Raw genomic sequence first — 17,878 nt, 5'->3', positions numbered from 1 at the left:
TCACGGCCGCAGGCTGCTCACGAGGTCGGCGGTCGCGGTGACGCCGCTGTGGATGGTGGGAGCGACGCTGGTGCTCGCCAGATAGAAGCCGAGCAGCAGACAGACCAAGGCGTGGGAGATCTTCAGCCCACCGTTGCGCAGGAAGATCACCGCCAGGACCAGCAGCAACAGCACCACAGAGATGGAAACGGCCATCGTCAACCTCCTCCGCCACGTCCGCTTCGCGGCGTTCGGCCGCAAGTGTGGCGTAGCGGAGGGTTTGAACGTGCGGCTGACCTGTCCGCCGATCGAGTGGTGTCACTCGGGGCGGTGTGCGTCCAGGAACGCCTCCAGTCCCGCCAGGTCGTCGGTGTTGAGGTGGTCGACGCCGGCCGCGAGCAGTTCGCCCCACACCGCGTCCCGGGCCGGGCCGGCGAGATCGGGCGTCGCCCAGAACCGCACGCGTCGGCCGCGCGCGTGGGCGGCTGCGATGATGCCGCGCAGCTTCTCCCGCTCGGCGTCCGGGAAGGCGCCGACGCCCAGCCAGGAGAAGTTCAGGGACCAGTTGTCGCTGATCAGCGGGACGAAGGAGGCGGGTGCGGCGCTGCCCAGGTCGCTGAGGCGTCCGTCGTAGAAGGCGCGGCGTACGCGCTGGGCCTCCATCGGCGTACGGGCCGCGCGGTCGCCGGAGATCACGGCGGTGACCGGGCCGGAGTGCACCCGGCCGTGGGCGTACGTGGTGAACAGGTGCGGGTAGCGCCTGAGGTGGCGGTCGAGTTCCCGGTAGGTCGAGGCGCCTTCGGTCTTGATGTCGATGAGGAGTTGCAGCGGCCTGCGCGAACCCCGGTGCACCCAGCCGTGGTTGGCCTTGACGCGGGCGGCCAGCGGGTCGAGGTAGAGGGATTCGAGGGTGCGGGAGGGGTCGAGGTCCTCCGGGTCGTGGGCGACGAGGAGTTGGTCGCCGACCAGGTAGATGTCGGCCTCTACGCTGCCGAAGCGGTGGTCGAGGGCGTCGAGGAGGGGGCGGGGGTGCTCGTAGTCGTTGTGGGCGTGGGCGCGCCACAACGGGCCGGTGTGGCGCCGCCTTTCGCTGCCCAGCGCGCCCGACGCGGGCAGGACGACCGCGCCTGCGAGCGCGGCGCCGAGGGTGGTGAGGGCTCTGCGGCGGGTGGTGAGGGCCATGCTCTGCCTCCCTTTGAGTGCCGTACGGGGCCTGGGTCCTGTCGTTTGGATCACGCCGCAGACGCTGGGCTTGGCACGTCCAGCTGTCGCGTTGTCGTCGGTTGCCCACTCCCCCAACTGATCCGCCGGACAGGCCCTGAGCGAGTATCAGGCCCCCAATGCCTCAAAGGACCCGCTCATGGCAGGAGTTGGCCGGACCGTCTCCCCTTGTTCACCGCCTCCGCGAGGGGCACACGAAAAAGCCCGCCCCTGGTGGGGCGGGCTTTCCCCGGGGAACGGGGGCGAGCGTCGGTGCGCTTCAGGGGGTCTGGAGGTCGACCAGTTCGGCCAGTTGGGCGCGGTGAGCGCCCGCGGTGCCGTAGGCGATCGAGTCGGCCTTGGCCCGCTTCAGGTACAGGTGCACCGGGTGCTCCCAGGTCATGCCGATGCCGCCGTGCAGTTGCAGCGCCTCCTCGGCCGTGTGGACGGCGACCTGTGCCGCGTAGGCCTGGGCGACGGCGACCGCCACGTTCGCGTCCTGGTCGGTGGCCAGCGCGTCCGCCGCGTTGCGGGCGGCGGCGCGGAGGTTGACGACCTCCAGCCAGAGCTGGGCGAGCCGGTGCTTGAGGGCCTGGAAGCCGCCGACGGGCCGGTTGAACTGCTTGCGCTCCTTCAGATAGCGCACGGTCTCCGTCAGCGTCCACTCGGCGACGCCGAGCTGCTCGGAGGCGAGCAGTCCGGCACCGGCGCGCAGGGCGCGGCGCACGGCGGGTTCGGCGTCGCCCAGCAGGCGTCCGGGGGTGCCGTCGAGGGTGACGGTGGCGAGCGGGCGCGTCAGGTCCAGGGAGACCTGCGGGGTGACGGTCACGGCGTCGGCCTCGACCGCGTACAGCCCGCCGTCGTCCGCGGGTACGAGCAGCACGTCGGCGACGGCCGCGTCCGCGACACCGGTCAACTCCCCGTGCAGGGCCCCGTCCTCATGTCGTACGAGCTGGTACGCGCCGCCCGGGGCGACGTTCAGCGCGACAGCGAGGGCGCCGATCCGTCGGCCGGATGCCAGGTCGGCGAGGAGGTCGTCGGCCTCGCAGGCGAGCAGCGCCTCGGTGGCGACGACAGCGCTCGTCAGGTAGGGCACGGGGGCGACCGCTCGGCCCAACTCCTCCAGGACGACGGCCGCTTCGCGGTGCGAGGCGCCCTGGCCGCCCCGGGACTCCGGCACCAGGAGGCCGGCCAGACCCATGCCGTCGACCAGGGCCTTCCACGCCTCGCGGTCGTGCGGGGTGTCCGACTCGGTGCGGGCGATCACGCCCGGTGCGTCGCAGTGGTCCGTGAGCAGGTCGCGGACGGCGGCGCGGAGGGCCTCTTCCTCCTCCGTGTACAGAAGATCGGTCATCGGGCGAGGTCCTTCCAGGCGACGTCCTTGTCGGTGCGCGGCTCGGACGGCAGGCCCAGGACGCGCTCGGCGACGATGTTCAGCAGGACCTCGCTGGTCCCGCCCTCGATGCTGTTGCCCTTGGAGCGCAGATAGCGGTATCCGGCCTCGCGACCGGTGAAGTCCACGAGTTCCGGGCGCCGCATGGTCCAGTCGTCGTACAACAGACCCTCCTCGCCGAGGAGTTCGACCTCCAGGCCGCTGATCTCCTGGTTGAGACGGGCGAAGGCGAGCTTCATGCCGGCGCCCTCGGGGCCGGGCTGACCGGCGACGAGCTGCTGGCGCAGGCGTTCGGCGGTGAGGCGGGCGACCTCGGCCTCGACCCAGAGCTTCAGCAGGCGCTGGTGGAGGTCGTGGGTGCGCAGCTCGGGGCGTTCGCGCCAGGTCTTGGAGACCGGGCCGATCATGCCGCCCTCGCGGGGCAGCCGCATGCCGCCGATGGCGACGCGTTCGTTGTTCAGCGTGGTCTGCGCGACCCGCCAGCCGTCACCGACCTCGCCGAGGCGGCGGGAGTCGGGGATGCGGACGTTCGTGAGGAAGACCTCGTTGAACTCGGCCTCGCCGGTGACCTGGCGCAGCGGCCGCACCTCGACGCCCGGGTCGGTCATGTCGCAGAGGAAGTACGTGATGCCGGCGTGCTTGGGCACGTCCGGGTCGGTGCGGGCGATGAGGATGGCCCAGCGGGCGAGGTGGGCGCTGGAGGTCCACACCTTCTGCCCGTTGACGACCCACTCGTCGCCTTCCCGCACGGCCCGCGTGCCCAGCGCGGCGAGGTCGGATCCGGCGCCGGGCTCGCTGAAGAGCTGGCACCAGACCTCCTCCCCCACCCACAGGGGCCGCAGATAGCGCTGCTTCTGCTCCTCTGTGCCGTACTTCAGGATCGTCGGCGCGGCCATGCCCAGGCCGATGCCGATGCGCCGCGGGTCGTTGTCGGGGGCGCCCGCGGCCTCCAACTCGCTGTCCACGACGACCTGGAGGGAGCGCGGGGCGCCCACACCGCCCAGGCCCTCGGGGTAGTGGACCCAGGCGAGCCCGGCGTCGAAGCGGGCCTTCAGAAAGTCCGTGCGATCCGTCGTGGCGGGCGGATGCGCGGCCAGCAACTCCGCTGTACGGCGCTTGAGTTCGGCTGCGTCGGTCATGCGGCGGCTCCGTTCTGCGGCACGACGGCGACCCGGCCGGTGGTGACACCGTCGCCGACCCGCTGGACCGCGGCCGCCGCCTCGCTCAGCGGCACGCGCTCGCTCACCAGCGGCTTGATCGCGCCCCGGGCGGCCAGTTCGGTGAGCTTCTCGTGGCAGTGCTGGACCAGCTTGGGGTTCTTGGTGTTGTACAGGCCCCAGTGCAGGCCGAGGATGGCGTAGTTCTTCACCAGCGCGTGGTTCAACCCCGGGTTCGGAATCGTCCCGCTCGCGAAGCCCACGACCACGATCCGGCCCTCGAAGGCGACGACCTTGGTGGACTGCGTGTAGGCCTCGCCGCCGACCGGGTCGTAGATCACGTCGGCACCTCGCCCGCCGGTGGCCTCCTTCACCGCCGCGACGACGTCCTCGGCGCGCCGGTCGATGACCACGTCACAGCCCAGCTCGCGGGCGACGGCGGCCTTGTCGGCTCCGCCGACGACCCCGATGACGGTGGCCCCGGCGGCCTTCCCGAGCTGCACGGCCGCGCTGCCGACCCCTCCTGCGGCAGCGTGGACGAGCAGTGTCTCGCCGGCTTCGAGACCGGCCCGGCGGTGCAGACCGAACCAGCCCGTCTGGTACCCGATGTGCAGGGCGGCCGCCTCGGCGTCGTCCAGCGAGTCGGGGGCGGGAAGCAGAGCCGCCGCGTCCGCGACGGCGTACTCAGCGAAGCCGCCGTGCGGCAGCGCGGGGTTGGCGATCACCCGACGGCCGTCCTCGGTCTCGCCGCAGATCTCCACGCCCGGCGTGAACGGCAGCGGGGGCCTGACCTGGTAGTGGCCCCGGCACATCAGCACGTCCGGGAAGTTGATGTTGGCGGCGCGCACCCTCAGCAGGACCTGGCCGTCGCCGGGCTCGGGACGCGCCACGTCCTCCAGGCGCATCACCTCACTCGGCTCGCCGTTCTCGTGCACCTGCCATGCCTGCATGCGGAGCCTCCACGGGACTGCGTTGTCTGACCGGCCTCGTTCGCATACTAAGCGGTCGCTTGCCGATCAGGGAACAGCTTGCCACGGAGAAGTCACGAGGCAAGAGTCACGGCGCAAGAGTCACGACGGAAGCGTCCCGTCACGACCGCCTGGGCTTCGCCCGTACGTGCATCCGCTCCCCCTGCGGCCCGAACAGGCTGAGGAACTCCGCCGGCCCCTCCCCCGTCGACCCGAACCAGTGCGGCACGCGGGTGTCGAACTCGGCGACCTCCCCCGCGGTGAGCACCACGTCGTGCTCGCCCAGCACGAACCGCAGCCGCCCGGCGAGGACGTAGAGCCACTCGTACCCCTCGTGGGCACGGGGTTCCGGCTCCTCGTTCCGCTGTGGCACGAGCACCTTGAACGCCTGGAGTCCGCCGGGCTGGCGGGTGAGCGGCCAGTAGGTGCGCCCGTGCCGCACGATCGGCTGCGACCGCACCCGCGGGTCCCGCACCGGCGGGGTGCCCACCAGCTCGTCCAGCGCCACCTCGTGGGCCCGCGCGATCGGCAGCAGGAGCTCCAGGCTGGGCCTGCGCAGGCCGGACTCCAACCGCGAGAGCGTGCTCACCGAGATGCCGGTCGCCTCCGACAGCCCGGCGAGCGTGGCACCCCGCTCCTTCCGGATCCGCCGCAACCGGGGGCCGACCTCCGCGAGCACCTCGTCCGTGCCGTCGTCACTCATGGAGCACATTGCAGTTTCGGCAAACATGTTTGTCAATACGGCAGTGGTCGAGCGACCTTGTCCGAGGAGGTGGTCACCATGACCGAGAGGCACGAATACGAAGTGGTCGTCGTCGGAGGCGGCGCGGCGGGCCTGTCCGCCGCACTGGTCCTGGGCCGGGCCCGGCGCCGGACCCTGGTCGTCGACGCGGGCGAGCCACGCAACGCACCCGCCGCGCACATGCAGGGCTTTCTGACCCGGGACGGCATGCCGCCCGCCGAGTTCCTGGCGCTCGGCCGGCAGGAGATCGCCCGGTACGGGGTGGAGCTGATCCGGGACCGGGCGGTGGACGTCACGAGAGACGGCGACTTCATCGTGGCGCTGGCGAGCGGGCGTACGGTACGCGCCCGGCGCCTCGTCGTCGCCACCGGCCTGAAGGACGAGCTTCCGGCGGTCCCGGGCGTGGCCGAACGGTACGGCCGGGACGTGCTGCACTGCCCGTACTGCCACGGCTGGGAGGTGCGGGACCAGCCGTTCGGTGTGCTGGCCACGTCGCCGCTGAGCGTGCACCAGGCGCTGATGGTGTCCCAGTGGTCCGGCGACGTGACGTTCTTCCTGCACGAAGTCGCCGAGACGGAGCTCTCGGACGACGATCTGCGCAGGCTCGCCGCGGCCGGGGTGAAGGTGGTGTCCGGCGAGGCCGCGGAGCTGGTGGTGGAGGGCGACCGGCTCACCGGGGTCCGGCTCGCGGACGGCACGACCCATGAGCGTGCGGTGGTGTTCGTCGCGCCGCGTGCCGTGCCGCAGACCGGTCTGCTCCAGCGGCTGGGCGCCGAACTGCGCGAGACCCCGTTCGGGGCGTATCCCGTGGTGGACGAGACGGGTCTGACGACCGTGCCCGGGGTGTGGGCGGCGGGCAACGCGATGGGCTTCGCCGAGCAGGTGGTGAACGCGGCGGCCGGAGGGTACCGGGCCGGAGCCACGATCAACGGGGAACTGCTGATGACGGACCTCGACACGGCCGTGCGGGCGTAGACAGTGCGGCACAGACGGTGCGGCACAGCGGTGCGGGTGTCGTCAGTGCGGGTGTGGACAGTCCGAGTGTGGAGCGCCCGCCTCCGTTGCACCATGGCTGCATGCTGTTGACCCGGCTCGCCCAGGTGTCCCGGGAGGTCGCCGCCGCCTCGGCGCGCTCCCGCAAGATCGCGCTGCTCGCCGAGTTGTTCCGGGACGCGGACGCCGACGACGCGCCGATCGTCATCCCGTATCTGGCGGGCAGACTCCCGCAGGGCCGGATCGGCGTCGGCTGGAAGGTGCTCGGCCGCCCCGTCGAACCGGCCGCGGAACCTACGCTGACCGTGCGCGGGGTGGACGCCCGGCTCACCGAGCTCGGCAAGGTCGCCGGCGCCGGTTCGCAGGCCGAACGCGCCCGTTTGGTCGGGGAGTTGATGGGCCTGGCCACCGAGGAGGAACAGCGCTTCCTCCTCGGTCTGCTCACCGGCGAGGTCCGCCAGGGCGCCCTGGACGCCGTCGCCGTGGAGGGGCTGGCGCAGGCGACCGGGGCGCCCTCGGCGGACGTACGACGGGCGGTGATGCTCGCCGGATCGCTCCAGGAGGTGGCGCGGGCGCTGCTCGGGGAGGGGCCGCCGGCGTTGGAGCGGTTCCGGCTCACCGTCGGCCGCCCGGTGCTGCCGATGCTGGCGCACAGCGCGTCGTCGGTGGCGGAGGCGGTCGAGAAGCTCGGCGCCTGCGCGGTCGAGGAGAAGCTGGACGGGATCCGCGTCCAGGTGCACCGGGAGGGCGACGACGTACGCCTGTACACCCGCACTCTCGACGACATCACCGACCGCCTTCCGGAACTGACCTCGGCGGCACGGGAGTTGAGGGGGGAACGGTTCATCCTGGACGGCGAGGTGATCGCCTTCGACGACAGCGGCCGCCCCCGCACCTTCCAGGAGACAGCCGGGCGGGTGGGCTCACGCATGGACGTGGCGACGGCCGCCGAGGCGGTCCCCGTCTCCCCCGTCTTCTTCGACGCGCTCTCCGTCGACGGCCGCGACCTGCTCGACCTGCCGTTCGCCGAGCGGCACGCGGAGCTGGCCCGGCTGGTCCCGGAGCCGATGCGGGTCCGCAGGGCGCTGGTGAACGGGCCCGAGGACATCCCCAGGGCGGAGGAGTTCCTCGCCGAGACGCTGGAGCGCGGCCACGAGGGCGTCGTGATCAAAGCCCTCGACGCCGCCTACAGCGCCGGCCGGCGCGGGGCGTCCTGGCTGAAGGTCAAGCCCGTGCACACCCTCGACCTGGTCATCCTGGCCGTCGAACGCGGCCACGGCCGCCGCACCGGCAAGCTCTCCAACCTGCACCTGGGCGCCCGCACCGCCGACGGCGGCTTCGCCATGCTCGGCAAGACCTTCAAGGGCATGACCGACGCGATGCTCACCTGGCAGACCGAGCGCCTTCAGGAGCTGGCCGTGGAGGACGACGGCTGGGTGGTGACCGTACGCCCCGAACTCGTCGTCGAGATCGCCTACGACGGCCTGCAGCGCTCCACCCGCTACCCCGCCGGCGTCGCCCTGCGCTTCGCCCGCGTGGTCCGCTACCGCGAGGACAAGCGCCCGGAGGAGGCGGACACGGTGGAGACGCTGTTCGCCGCCCACCCGGAGGTGCGCCCGTGACGGAGACGACGGAGGTACATGGGTGACCGACATGACGGGAAAACGCAGCGCGGGGCTGCTGCTGTTCCGGCACACCGACGACGGCACCCAGGTGTTGCTCGGCCACATGGGCGGGCCGTTCTTCGCGCGGCGCGACGCGGGCGCCTGGACCGTGCCGAAGGGCGAGTACGAGCCCGACGAGCCCGCCTGGGACGCGGCCCGGCGCGAGTTCCAGGAGGAGCTGGGGCTGGCGCCGCCCGACGGTGAGGCCGTACCGCTCGGGGAGGTCCGGCAGACCAACGGCAAGATCGTCACAGCGTGGGCGGTCGAGGCCGACCTGGACCCGGCGACCGTGGTCCCCGGCACGTTCCGGATGGAGTGGCCGCCGAAGTCGGGACGGGTCCAGGAGTTCCCGGAGCTGGACCGGGTGGAGTGGTTCGGCCTCGACCGGGCGCGCGAGGTGATCGTGAAGGCACAGGCCGCGTTTCTCGACCGCCTGGCTGAGCACTCGCACTAGGACCTGTCCGGCCGATCAGGGCGGAGGAAACCAGCGGCGCCTTCATCGATGCCGGTGAGCGGGGTGTGGTGCGTGCAGCTGCAAGGCGGAGGAGGGAGTCGATGCGGAGCATCGGCGACCGACGACAACGCCGCAGATGTGCGTGCCACACCCCGCGTCTCCGCCGTGATCGGCTGGACAGGTCCTAGGCAGATGGCCCCGCGTTGCGGTCCCCACCGCCGCGCGGGAAGGTCGAAGCACAGCGTGCATTCAGGGAGGTCCGTCATGCCCATCGCAACGGTGAACCCGGCGAACGGTGAGACGCTCAAGACGTACGAGGCCATGGGCGCGGAGGAGCTGGAACGCCGGCTCCAGCTCGCGGAGGCCACGTTCCGCACATACCGCACGACCGGCTTCGCCGAACGCGCCCGTCTGCTCACCCGGGCGGCCGAGCTGCTGGACGAGGACCAGTCCGAGATCGCCCGGATCATGACGACCGAGATGGGCAAGCCGATCAAGCAGGCCCGCGCCGAGGCCGCCAAGTGCGCCAAGTCGATGCGCTGGTACGCCGAGCACGCCGAGGAACTGCTCGCCGACGAGCGGCCCGCCGACGCGGACGTGAAGGACTCCGGCGCCTCCCGCGCCCTGGTCCGCTACCGCCCGCTGGGCCCGGTCCTCGCGGTGATGCCGTGGAACTTCCCCCTGTGGCAGGTGGTCCGCTTCGCCGCGCCCGCGCTGATGGCGGGCAACGTGGGCCTGCTCAAGCACGCCTCCAACGTCCCGCAGACCGCCCTCTACCTGGAGGACCTCTTCCATCGCGCGGGCTTCACCGAGGGCTGTTTCCAGACCCTGCTCATCGGCTCCTCGGCCGTCGACGAGATCCTGCGCGACGAGCGAGTGAAGGCCGCCACCCTCACCGGCAGCGAGCCCGCGGGCCGGGCGGTCGCCTCCACCGCCAGCCAAATGATCAAGAAGACGGTTCTGGAACTGGGCGGCAGTGACCCCTTCGTCGTCATGCCCTCCGCCGACGTCGACCGCGCCGCGGAGGTCGCGGTGACCGCGCGCGTACAGAACAACGGGCAGTCCTGCATCGCCGCGAAGCGGTTCATCGTGCACACGGACGTCTACGACGCCTTCGCCGAGCGCTTCACCGAGCGCATGAACGCGCTGAAGGTCGGCGACCCCCTGGGGGAGGACACGGAGGTCGGCCCGCTCTCCAGCGAGCAGGGCCGTGCCGACCTGGAGGACCTGGTCGACGACGCCAAGCGCGTGGGCGCGACCGTCCTGTGCGGTGGCGAACGCCCGGACGGGCCCGGCTGGTACTACCCGCCGACCGTCCTCGCCGACATCAACCGCGACATGCGCATCCACCGCGAGGAGGCCTTCGGCCCCGTCGCCACGCTCTACCGCGCCGGCGACCTCGACGAGGCGATCCTGATCGCCAACGACTCCCCGTTCGGCCTCAGTTCCAACGTCTGGACCCGCGACGAGGCCGAGGTCGACCGTTTCGTCCAGGACCTGGAGGCGGGCGGCGTGTTCGTCAACGGCATGACCGCCTCCCACCCGGCGCTGCCGTTCGGGGGTGTGAAGAGGTCCGGATACGGCCGTGAGCTGTCCGGGCACGGAATCCGGGAGTTCTGCAACATCACCACGGTTTGGCACGGAGCGTGAGGCTTGCGCGGCTACGATCCCGTCTGTGAACCGCGAAGTGACTCTGCCTCTGATCGTCGACGACCGCGGTACCTTGCAGGTGGCCGCCGCCGACGTGAGCAAGCTGCTCCGCACGGTGGGCGGGCGGTGGCTGCATCTTGTCGAGGCCGGGGCGGAGGGGCTGGACGAGGATACGGTCGCCGCGTTGACGATCGAGCTGGCGAAGCTGGCGGATCGTATTGATGTGGCGTGCATCGCGCACAGCAGCGGGGGTGCGCCGTAGGGGGTGCTGTTTCGTCGCCGGGTACGGGTGCGTGGTGGCTTGTCGCGCAGTTCCCCGCACCCCTGAAGGCAGGTGCGGTGGAAGCGCCGGAAGGGGCGCGGGAACTGCGCGATCAGCCACGGACAAACCGCGGACGCGCTACCGGATCGGCATCCCCGACAGCGTGCGAGCGATCACCAACCGCTGGATCTCACTCGTGCCCTCGAAGATCGTGTAGATCGCCGCATCCCGGTGCATCCGCTCCACCGGGTACTCCCGCGTGTACCCGTTGCCGCCGAGAATCTGGATCGCCTGCGCCGTCACCTTCTTCGCCGTCTCACTCGCGAACAGCTTCGACATCGAGCCCTCCGCCGCGGTGAACGGCTTGCCGCTGACGGCCATCCAGGAGGCGCGCCAGACCAACAGCCTCGCCGCGTCGATCGACGTACGCATGTCGGCGAGCTGGAAGGCGACGCCCTGGTTGTCGATGATGGGGCGACCGAACTGCTCACGGGTCTTGGCGTAGTCGAGGGCCACCTCGTAAGCCGCCCGAGCCGTACCCACCGCCATGGCACCCACCGCGGGGCGGCTTGCCTCGAATGTCGCCATCGCCGCGTTCTTCACCCGCTCACCGCCCGCCTTGGCCCGCTCGCGGGCCCGCGCCAGCCGCTCGTCCAGCTTCTCCTTGCCGCCGAGCAGGCAGGAGCCGGGGACGCGCACGTTGTCGAGGATGACCTCGGCGGTGTGGGAGGCGCGGATGCCGTGCTTCTTGAACTTCTGGCCCTGCGCGAGGCCGGGCGTGTTCGGCGGGATGATGAAGGACGCGTGGCCCTTGGAGCCGAGCTCGGGGTCGACGACCGCGACGACCACGTGGACGTTGGCGATGCCGCCGTTGGTCGCCCACGTCTTCGTGCCGTTGATCACCCACTCGTCCTTGGCCTCGTCGTACACGGCGCGCGTCCGCATGGAGGCGACGTCGGAACCGGCGTCGGGTTCGGAGGAGCAGAACGCGGCGACCTTGACATCGTTGGCGTCGCCGTACATCTGGGGGATCCAGGTGCCGATCTGCTCCTCGGTGCCGTTGGCGAGGACGCCCACGGCGGCGAGGCCGGTGCCGACGATGGAGAGGGCGATGCCCGCGTCGCCCCAGAACAGCTCCTCCATGGCCATGGGTATGCCGAGACCGGTGGCGTCGAAGTACTGCTGGGCGTAGAAGTCGAGGGAGTAGATGCCGACCTTGGCGGCCTCCTGGATGACCGGCCAGGGAGTCTCCTCACGCTCGTCCCATTCGGCGGCCGCGGGGCGGATCACATCGGCGGCGAAGCCGTGGAGCCAGTCCCGGACCTCCTTCTGTTCGTCGTTGAGCTCCATGGTGAACTCGGCCATGTCCCCTCCAGCGGCGGCGCACGCGTCTACGTGCATGTTACTTGCGGTAACAGAAGTGTGTTACTGGTCGGTAGGAAAAGTCAATTCCCGAGGGCAGCTCGGCAGCCCGTTCGATGTCAGGCTGCTGACAGGTGTTAGTTTGCGCTTGCGTCATCGAAACAGCACGGGTGGGGAGAGATCATGGACACCACGCAGCGGACCGAGCAGCAGCGATCCGCCGACCGCCGACGGCGGGAGCTGCTGGAAGCCGCGGACCGGGTGGTGCTGCGTGACGGCCCGCAGGCGTCGATGAACGCGATCGCCGCGGAGGCGGGGATCACCAAGCCCATTCTCTACCGCCACTTCGGCGACAAGGGTGGACTTTACGCGGCGTTGGCCAAACGGCACACGGACGCGTTGCTGGACTCGCTGCGGGCCGCGCTGGACGCTCCCGCGGACCGGCGGGAGCGGGTGGAGGCCACGCTCGACACATACCTCACGGCGATCGAGCTGCGGCCGCAGGTGTACCGCTTTCTGATGCATCCCTCCGAGAGCGGGCAGGCCGGGGAGCAGGGGTTCGACGTCGGGAAGCACTCGGCGCCGTTGCTTCGCCGGATGGGTGAGGAGTTGGCGCAGGTCATCGAGGAGCGGCTGGATCTTGGGCCCGGGGGGCAGCAGCTGGCTCGGGTGTGGGGGCATGGGATCGTCGGGATGATGCATGCGGCCGGGGACTGGTGGCTGGGCGAACGCCCTTGTTCTCGGGCGGAGTTGGTGCGGAGTCTTGCGGACCTCTTGTGGGGTCGGCTTGCCGCCGCCGGGGACAAGATGGGCGGCCCCGGGTTCTGACGTCAGCCACACGCCCTAGGCAGGCACAGTGCCCCCGTGCCAGGAAGCTCGCCTGGCCTGGCGCATCAGTCTGCGGTGGCGCCAGCCCGTCAAGTGGTCGGCGTAGATCCTGCCCTCCACGTGGTCGTACTCGTGTTGCAAGCACCTGGCGAACCAACCCGTACCGTGGAGCCGCACCGGCTCCCCCGACATCGTGAACCCCTCGATCACCGCGTGGTCGTAACGCTCCGTGCCCGCCTCCAGGCCCGGTAGGGACAGGCAGCCCTCCGGGCCGCGTACGACGACTCCGTCGGCCTCGACCAGGCGGGGGTTGACGACGTGCCCCAGGTGGCGGACGTCCTCGTCGTCGGGGCAGTCGTAGACGAAGACCCGTAGGGGCTCGCCGATCTGGTTGGCGGCCAGGCCCACGCCGTGGGCGGCGTACATGGTGGCGAACAAGTCCTCCACGAGCTCCGCCAGTTCGGGGCCGAAGTCGGTGACCTCCCGGCAGGGCTCGTGCAGGGTCGCTCCGCCGAGGAGGATGAGGGGGCGGACGCGCCCTCGGGCGCCGGGGATCTGGCCGTTTCGCATGGCGGCAAGGGTACGGTCCTCCCTGACACGCGCATGCCGTACGGGCGTGTGATGGTGCCGCGGTTCGGGAGTGCGAATGGATCTCGATAGGCTGACCACCTACCACGTTGCCGTCAGGCAGAGGCGCGGCGCGTACGCAAGGAGGATCGAGAACTGATGGCAGGCAACTCGGACCCGCTCACGCCGCGGGCCAAGCTGGCCGTGACCGCGGGCAAGGCGGTCGCTGCGGCATCCCGTGCCGCGGGGCGCGGCAGCGGTTCGGTGATCGGCGGCCGGGTGGCGCTCAAGCTCGACCCCGACCTGCTGGCCCGGCTCGCCCAGAACCTGGACGTCATCCTCGTGTCGGCGACCAACGGCAAGACCACCACCACCCGCCTCATCGCCGAGGCCCTGCGCGCCGCGGGACCGGTCGTCTCCAACGCGCTCGGCGCCAACATGCCCGCGGGCATCACCTCGGCGCTCGCGGGCGGCTCGGAGGCCCGGTACGGCGTCATCGAGGTCGACGAGAAGTACCTCGCGGGTGTGGCCCGGGACACCGCCCCGAAGTGCATCGCGCTGCTCAACCTCTCCCGCGACCAGCTCGACCGCGCCGCCGAGACCCGCATGCTCGCGGAGAACTGGCGTGAGGGCCTTGCGGGGTCCAAGGCCGTGATCGTGGCCAACTGCGACGACCCGCTGGTGGTGTGGGCCGCGTCCTCCTCCCCCAACGTGATCTGGGTCGCAGCCGGTCAGATGTGGAAGGACGACGCCTGGTCCTGCCCGTCCTGCGGTGGCGTGATGCAGCGGCCCGGCGACGACTGGTTCTGCGGTGAGTGCGGGTTCCGGCGGCCCACGCCGAGCTGGGCGCTGTCCGGGGACCACGTCCTCGACCCGCACGGCTCCGCCTGGCCGATCCACCTCCAGCTGCCCGGCCGCGCCAACAAGGCCAACGCCGCCTCCTCCGCGGCCGTCGCCGCCGTCTTCGGGGTACCGCCGCAGGTCGCCCTGGAGCGCATGTACCAGGTGCAGGCGGTCGCCGGACGTTACGACGTCGTCCAGTTCCAGGGCCGCGACCTGAGACTCCTGCTCGCCAAGAACCCGGCCGGCTGGCTGGAGACGTTCTCGCTGATCGACCCGCCGCCGACCCCGGTGATCCTCTCCGTGAACGCGCGCGGCGCCGACGGCACCGACACCTCCTGGCTGTGGGACGTCGACTACACCCGCCTGACCGGCCACCCGATCTTCGTCATCGGCGACCGGAAGCTGGACCTCGCGGTGCGTCTGGAGGTCGCCAACCAGCACTTCCAGGTCTGCGAGAACGTCGACCAGGCCGTGCAGATGTGCCCGCCCGGCCGGATCGAGGTCATCGCGAACTACACCGCGTTCCAGGACCTGCGCCGCCGCGTCGGCAACTGACCACGAAGGACGAACACTTCATGAGCGACAACCAGCTTCGGGTGGTCTGGGTCTACCCGGACCTGCTCAGCACCTACGGCGACCAGGGCAACGTCCTCGTCGTGGAGCGCCGGGCGCGGCAGCGCGGCCTCGACGTGGCCCGCCTCGACGTGCGCAGCGACCAGCCGATCCCGACGTCCGGCGACATCTACCTGATCGGGGGCGGTGAGGACCGTCCGCAGCGGCTCGCGGCCGAGCGGCTGCGCCGCGACGGGCACCTGTACCAGGCGGTGAACAACGGCGCGATCGTGTTCGCGGTGTGCGCCGGCTACCAGATCCTCGGCCACGAGTTCGTCAACGACCTCGGCCAGCGCGAGCCCGGCCTCGGTCTGCTCGACGTGACCGCCACGCGCGGCGAGGGCGAGCGCTGCGTCGGCGACGTCCTCGCGGACATCGACCCGCGCCTGGGCCTGCCCCCGCTGACCGGCTTCGAGAACCACCAGGGCATCACCCACCTCGGTCCCACGGCCCGCCCCCTCGCCCGGGTGAAGCTCGGCAAGGGCAACGGCACGGGAGACGGCACGGAGGGCGCGTACAACGACACCGTCTTCGGTACGTACATGCACGGCCCGGTGCTGGCCCGCAACCCGCTGATCGCGGATCTGCTGCTGAAGCTGGCGCTCGACGTGAACGCGCTGCCGCCCACGGACGACCGCTGGTACGAGGCACTGCGCAACGAGCGCATCGCGTCCGCGCAACAGCCGGCGTAGGCGGCGAGGGAGGCGGGGCGGCAGAGAGGAGCCCTGACCTCGCGTTCCACACAGCCTGAAGGAACCTTCTAGCGCCCTGGCCCAGGGTCGTCGCCGGGCCCGCCTGACGGTCCGTCCGCTCACTTGTGCGGCCGCGTCCAGCAGGCGGACGCCCCGTGGGGAACGACCCCCTCACGCCGGTAGGGTGGCCGGGATTCCAGCCGGACAACGCGGTCCGGCTCCCGGCCCACATCGAGAAGGTTGTTTCGGGCTATGCGCATTGGTGTCCTCACGTCCGGCGGCGACTGCCCCGGCCTGAACGCCGTCATCCGGTCCGTCGTGCACCGCGCCGTCGCCGACCACGGCGACGAGGTCATCGGCTTCCGGGACGGCTGGAAGGGCCTCCTGGAGTGCGACTACCTCAAGCTCGACCTCGACGCCGTGGGCGGCATCCTGGCCCGCGGCGGCACGATCCTCGGCTCCTCCCGGGTCCGTCCCGAGCACCTGCGGGACGGCGTGGAGCGGGCCAGGGGCCATGTCGAGGAGCTCGGGCTCGACGCGATCATCCCGATCGGCGGTGAGGGCACGCTCAAGGCGGCCCGGCTGCTGTCGGACAACGGCCTGCCGATCGTCGGCGTGCCGAAGACCATCGACAACGACATCGCGGTCACCGACGTCACCTTCGGCTTCGACACGGCCGTGGGCGTGGCGACGGAGGCGCTGGACCGGCTGAAGACCACCGCCGAGTCCCACCAGCGGGTGCTGATCGTGGAGGTCATGGGCCGCCACACCGGCTGGATCGCCCTGCACTCCGGCATGGCGGCCGGCGCGCACGCCATCGTCGTACCGGAACGGCCCTTCGACATCGAGGAGTTGACCCGCAAGGTCGGCGAGCGGTTCGAGGCGGGCAAGCGGTTTGCGATCGTGGTCGCGGCGGAGGGGGCGAAGCCGCGGGCCGGCACGATGGAGTTCGACGAAGGCGGCAAGGACGTCTACGGGCATGAGCGGTTTGCCGGGATCGCGCGGCAACTGTCCATCGAGCTGGAGGCGCGGCTCGGGAAGGAAGCGCGGCCGGTCATTCTGGGCCATGTGCAGCGGGGTGGTACGCCGACCGCGTACGACCGTGTTCTCGCGACGCGGTTCGGGTGGCATGCGGTGGAGGCCGTGCACCGGGGCGAGTTCGGCAACATGACGGCGCTTCGGGGGACGGACATCGTGATGGTGCCTCTCGCTGAGGCCGTGGAGACGCTCAAGACCGTTCCGGGTGAGCGGTACGCGGAAGCGGAGTGCGTGCTGTAGCCGTCCGGCGGGTGCGGGTTCGTGGTGGTTGCTCGCGCCCACGCGGCGGAGCCGCATAGTGATACCGCCCCGCGCCCCGTGAAGGCGCGCTGCGGTGGCCCCCGGTGACAATCGTCGCCGGGGGTCGTCCTAGTCTTGGGGCGGACAGACCGCACATCCCCCCACGAAACAGGAGCCGGCGCATGGATCACAGCGGGCACGGCATGATGATGGATCTGCCGCCGTTCACGCTGGGGCGGGGGCTTCAGTGGTCGGCGGATCCGTTCTTCCTCGTGGCCTGTCTGATGGGCCTCGGGCTGTACGGGTGGGGGGTCGTGCGGCTGCGGCGGCGGGGGGACGCGTGGTCCGCGTGGCGGACGGTGTCGTACGTCGTCGGGGTGCTGTCGGTCGGCCTGATGATGTGCACGAAGCTGAACGACTACGGGATGGTCATGTTCAGCGTGCACATGGTGCAGCACATGGTGATCAGCATGCTGTCGCCGATCCTGATCCTGCTCGGCGCCCCGGCCACGCTGGCGCTGCGGGCGCTGCCGACGGCGGGGCGCGGGCGCAAGGGGCCGCGTGAGGTGCTGCTGATGCTGCTGCACAGCCGGTACATGCGGATCATCACGCATCCGGCGTTCACGATCCCGCTGTTCATCGCCAGCCTGTACGCGCTGTATTTCACCCCCCTCTTCGACTTCCTGATGGGCTCCAAGACCGGGCACGTCGCGATGATGGTGCACTTCCTCGCCGTGGGGGTGGTGTTCTTCTGGCCGATCATCGGCGTGGACCCGGGCCCGCACCGGCCGGGGTATCTGCTGCGGATGCTGGAGCTGTTCGCGGGCATGCCGTTCCACGCGTTCTTCGGCATCGCGCTGATGATGGCGTCGACCCCGATGGTGGAGACGTTCAAGAACCCGCCCGCCTCGCTCGGTATCGACGCGCTCTCCGACCAGAACGCGGCCGGCGGCATCGCCTGGGCGTTCAGTGAGATTCCGTCCGTACTGGTGCTGATCGCGCTGTTGTTCCAGTGGTACGGCTCGGAGCAGCGGCAGGCCAGGCGCAAGGACCGGGCCGCGGACCGGGACGGTGACAAGGAACTCGAGGCGTACAACGCCTATTTGGCCTCATTGAACGCACAGGGGCGCTGAGCGCTTTCCCATTCAGTAGCATGAAGCGCGTTGGGGGAACCGCCGGGGGGAGCGGTGATGAATATTCGCGCATTCATGCGAGGGGCCGGAATTCGAGTGGT

The 17,878-nt window shown here is 70.9% G+C and carries 18 protein-coding genes; 10 read left to right on the top strand and 8 right to left on the bottom strand.

All coding sequences use genetic code 11. The features are described 5' to 3' along the window. The 6 genes from AC067M_RS23910 to AC067M_RS23885 all read right to left on the bottom strand — a co-directional run bounded on the left by AC067M_RS23910 (window position 1) and on the right by AC067M_RS23885 (window position 5,400). Window positions 1–195: a hypothetical protein gene (locus AC067M_RS23910; RefSeq protein WP_478699046.1), complete on the bottom strand. Its 195-nt coding sequence runs from the start codon at window positions 193–195 to the stop codon at window positions 1–3. A 102-nt stretch (window positions 196–297) separates the two neighbouring features. After that, window positions 298–1,161, bottom strand: coding sequence for a phosphatidylinositol-specific phospholipase C/glycerophosphodiester phosphodiesterase family protein (locus tag AC067M_RS23905; protein WP_478699045.1), 864 nt, complete (start codon window positions 1,159–1,161; stop codon window positions 298–300). Window positions 1,162–1,459: 298 nt separating this feature from the next. After that, complete coding sequence (locus tag AC067M_RS23900; protein ID WP_478699044.1) at window positions 1,460–2,533, bottom strand: acyl-CoA dehydrogenase family protein; 1,074 nt, start codon at window positions 2,531–2,533, stop codon at window positions 1,460–1,462. Continuing rightward, complete coding sequence (locus AC067M_RS23895; protein ID WP_478699043.1) at window positions 2,530–3,711, bottom strand: acyl-CoA dehydrogenase family protein; 1,182 nt, start codon at window positions 3,709–3,711, stop codon at window positions 2,530–2,532. Before AC067M_RS23895 ends, AC067M_RS23900 begins: the two co-directional genes overlap by 4 nt. Continuing rightward, complete coding sequence (locus AC067M_RS23890; protein WP_478699042.1) at window positions 3,708–4,679, bottom strand: NADPH:quinone oxidoreductase family protein; 972 nt, start codon at window positions 4,677–4,679, stop codon at window positions 3,708–3,710. The genes AC067M_RS23895 and AC067M_RS23890 overlap by 4 nt, the downstream gene beginning before the upstream one ends. Window positions 4,680–4,818: 139 nt before the next feature. After that, window positions 4,819–5,400, bottom strand: coding sequence for a helix-turn-helix domain-containing protein (locus AC067M_RS23885; protein WP_478699041.1), 582 nt, complete (start codon window positions 5,398–5,400; stop codon window positions 4,819–4,821). Between the two features lie 78 nt (window positions 5,401–5,478). Here AC067M_RS23885 and AC067M_RS23880 point away from each other — a divergent pair, with 78 nt between their 5' ends. From AC067M_RS23880 to AC067M_RS23860, 5 genes are all read left to right on the top strand, one after another. Continuing rightward, window positions 5,479–6,414, top strand: a complete 936-nt coding sequence (locus tag AC067M_RS23880; protein WP_478699040.1) for an NAD(P)/FAD-dependent oxidoreductase — start codon at window positions 5,479–5,481, stop codon at window positions 6,412–6,414. Between the two features lie 101 nt (window positions 6,415–6,515). After that, window positions 6,516–8,054, top strand: a complete 1,539-nt coding sequence (locus AC067M_RS23875; RefSeq protein WP_478699039.1) for an ATP-dependent DNA ligase — start codon at window positions 6,516–6,518, stop codon at window positions 8,052–8,054. Window positions 8,055–8,085: 31 nt separating this feature from the next. Then, entirely contained in the window at window positions 8,086–8,550 is a 465-nt protein-coding gene (locus tag AC067M_RS23870; RefSeq protein ID WP_478699117.1) for an NUDIX hydrolase, read from the top strand. Window positions 8,551–8,814: 264 nt separating this feature from the next. Then, entirely contained in the window at window positions 8,815–10,200 is a 1,386-nt protein-coding gene (locus tag AC067M_RS23865) for an NADP-dependent succinic semialdehyde dehydrogenase (RefSeq protein WP_478699038.1), read from the top strand. A gap of 25 nt (window positions 10,201–10,225) precedes the next feature. Then, window positions 10,226–10,462 carry a DUF6213 family protein gene (locus tag AC067M_RS23860; RefSeq protein WP_133931902.1) on the top strand — a complete coding sequence of 79 codons (237 nt, stop codon included), beginning with the start codon at window positions 10,226–10,228 and terminating at the stop codon, window positions 10,460–10,462. Between the two features lie 138 nt (window positions 10,463–10,600). Here the strand turns inward: AC067M_RS23860 and AC067M_RS23855 are convergent, their stop codons facing one another. Then, on the bottom strand, window positions 10,601–11,827 hold the full coding sequence (locus tag AC067M_RS23855; protein WP_478699037.1) for an acyl-CoA dehydrogenase family protein: 1,227 nt from the start codon (window positions 11,825–11,827) through the stop codon (window positions 10,601–10,603). Between the two features lie 180 nt (window positions 11,828–12,007). Here AC067M_RS23855 and AC067M_RS23850 point away from each other — a divergent pair, with 180 nt between their 5' ends. After that, window positions 12,008–12,652 carry a TetR/AcrR family transcriptional regulator gene (locus tag AC067M_RS23850; RefSeq protein WP_478699036.1) on the top strand — a complete coding sequence of 215 codons (645 nt, stop codon included), beginning with the start codon at window positions 12,008–12,010 and terminating at the stop codon, window positions 12,650–12,652. A 15-nt stretch (window positions 12,653–12,667) separates the two neighbouring features. On the opposite strand, the gene def is transcribed toward AC067M_RS23850, so the two are convergent. Then, entirely contained in the window at window positions 12,668–13,222 is a 555-nt protein-coding gene (gene def / locus AC067M_RS23845; protein WP_478699035.1) for a peptide deformylase, read from the bottom strand. Between the two features lie 156 nt (window positions 13,223–13,378). Here def and AC067M_RS23840 point away from each other — a divergent pair, with 156 nt between their 5' ends. The 4 genes from AC067M_RS23840 (at window position 13,379) to AC067M_RS23825 (ending at window position 17,777) form a co-directional block, all read left to right on the top strand. Next, window positions 13,379–14,617, top strand: a complete 1,239-nt coding sequence (locus tag AC067M_RS23840) for a DUF1727 domain-containing protein (protein ID WP_478699034.1) — start codon at window positions 13,379–13,381, stop codon at window positions 14,615–14,617. A gap of 20 nt (window positions 14,618–14,637) precedes the next feature. Beyond that, entirely contained in the window at window positions 14,638–15,366 is a 729-nt protein-coding gene (locus AC067M_RS23835) for a type 1 glutamine amidotransferase (RefSeq protein WP_478699033.1), read from the top strand. 252 nt (window positions 15,367–15,618) lie between these two features. After that, complete coding sequence (locus tag AC067M_RS23830; RefSeq protein WP_478699032.1) at window positions 15,619–16,644, top strand: 6-phosphofructokinase; 1,026 nt, start codon at window positions 15,619–15,621, stop codon at window positions 16,642–16,644. A gap of 182 nt (window positions 16,645–16,826) precedes the next feature. Then, window positions 16,827–17,777 (top strand): cytochrome c oxidase assembly protein, encoded by a 951-nt coding sequence (locus AC067M_RS23825; protein ID WP_478699031.1) that lies wholly within the window; start codon window positions 16,827–16,829, stop codon window positions 17,775–17,777. The last annotated feature ends 101 nt before the right edge of the window (window positions 17,778–17,878 follow it).

The sequence above is a fragment of the Streptomyces sp. NPDC043427 genome, assembly GCF_056436655.1.
The sequence above is the reverse complement of the archived record's forward strand: the minus strand, read 5'-3'. Positions and strand labels throughout refer to the sequence as shown.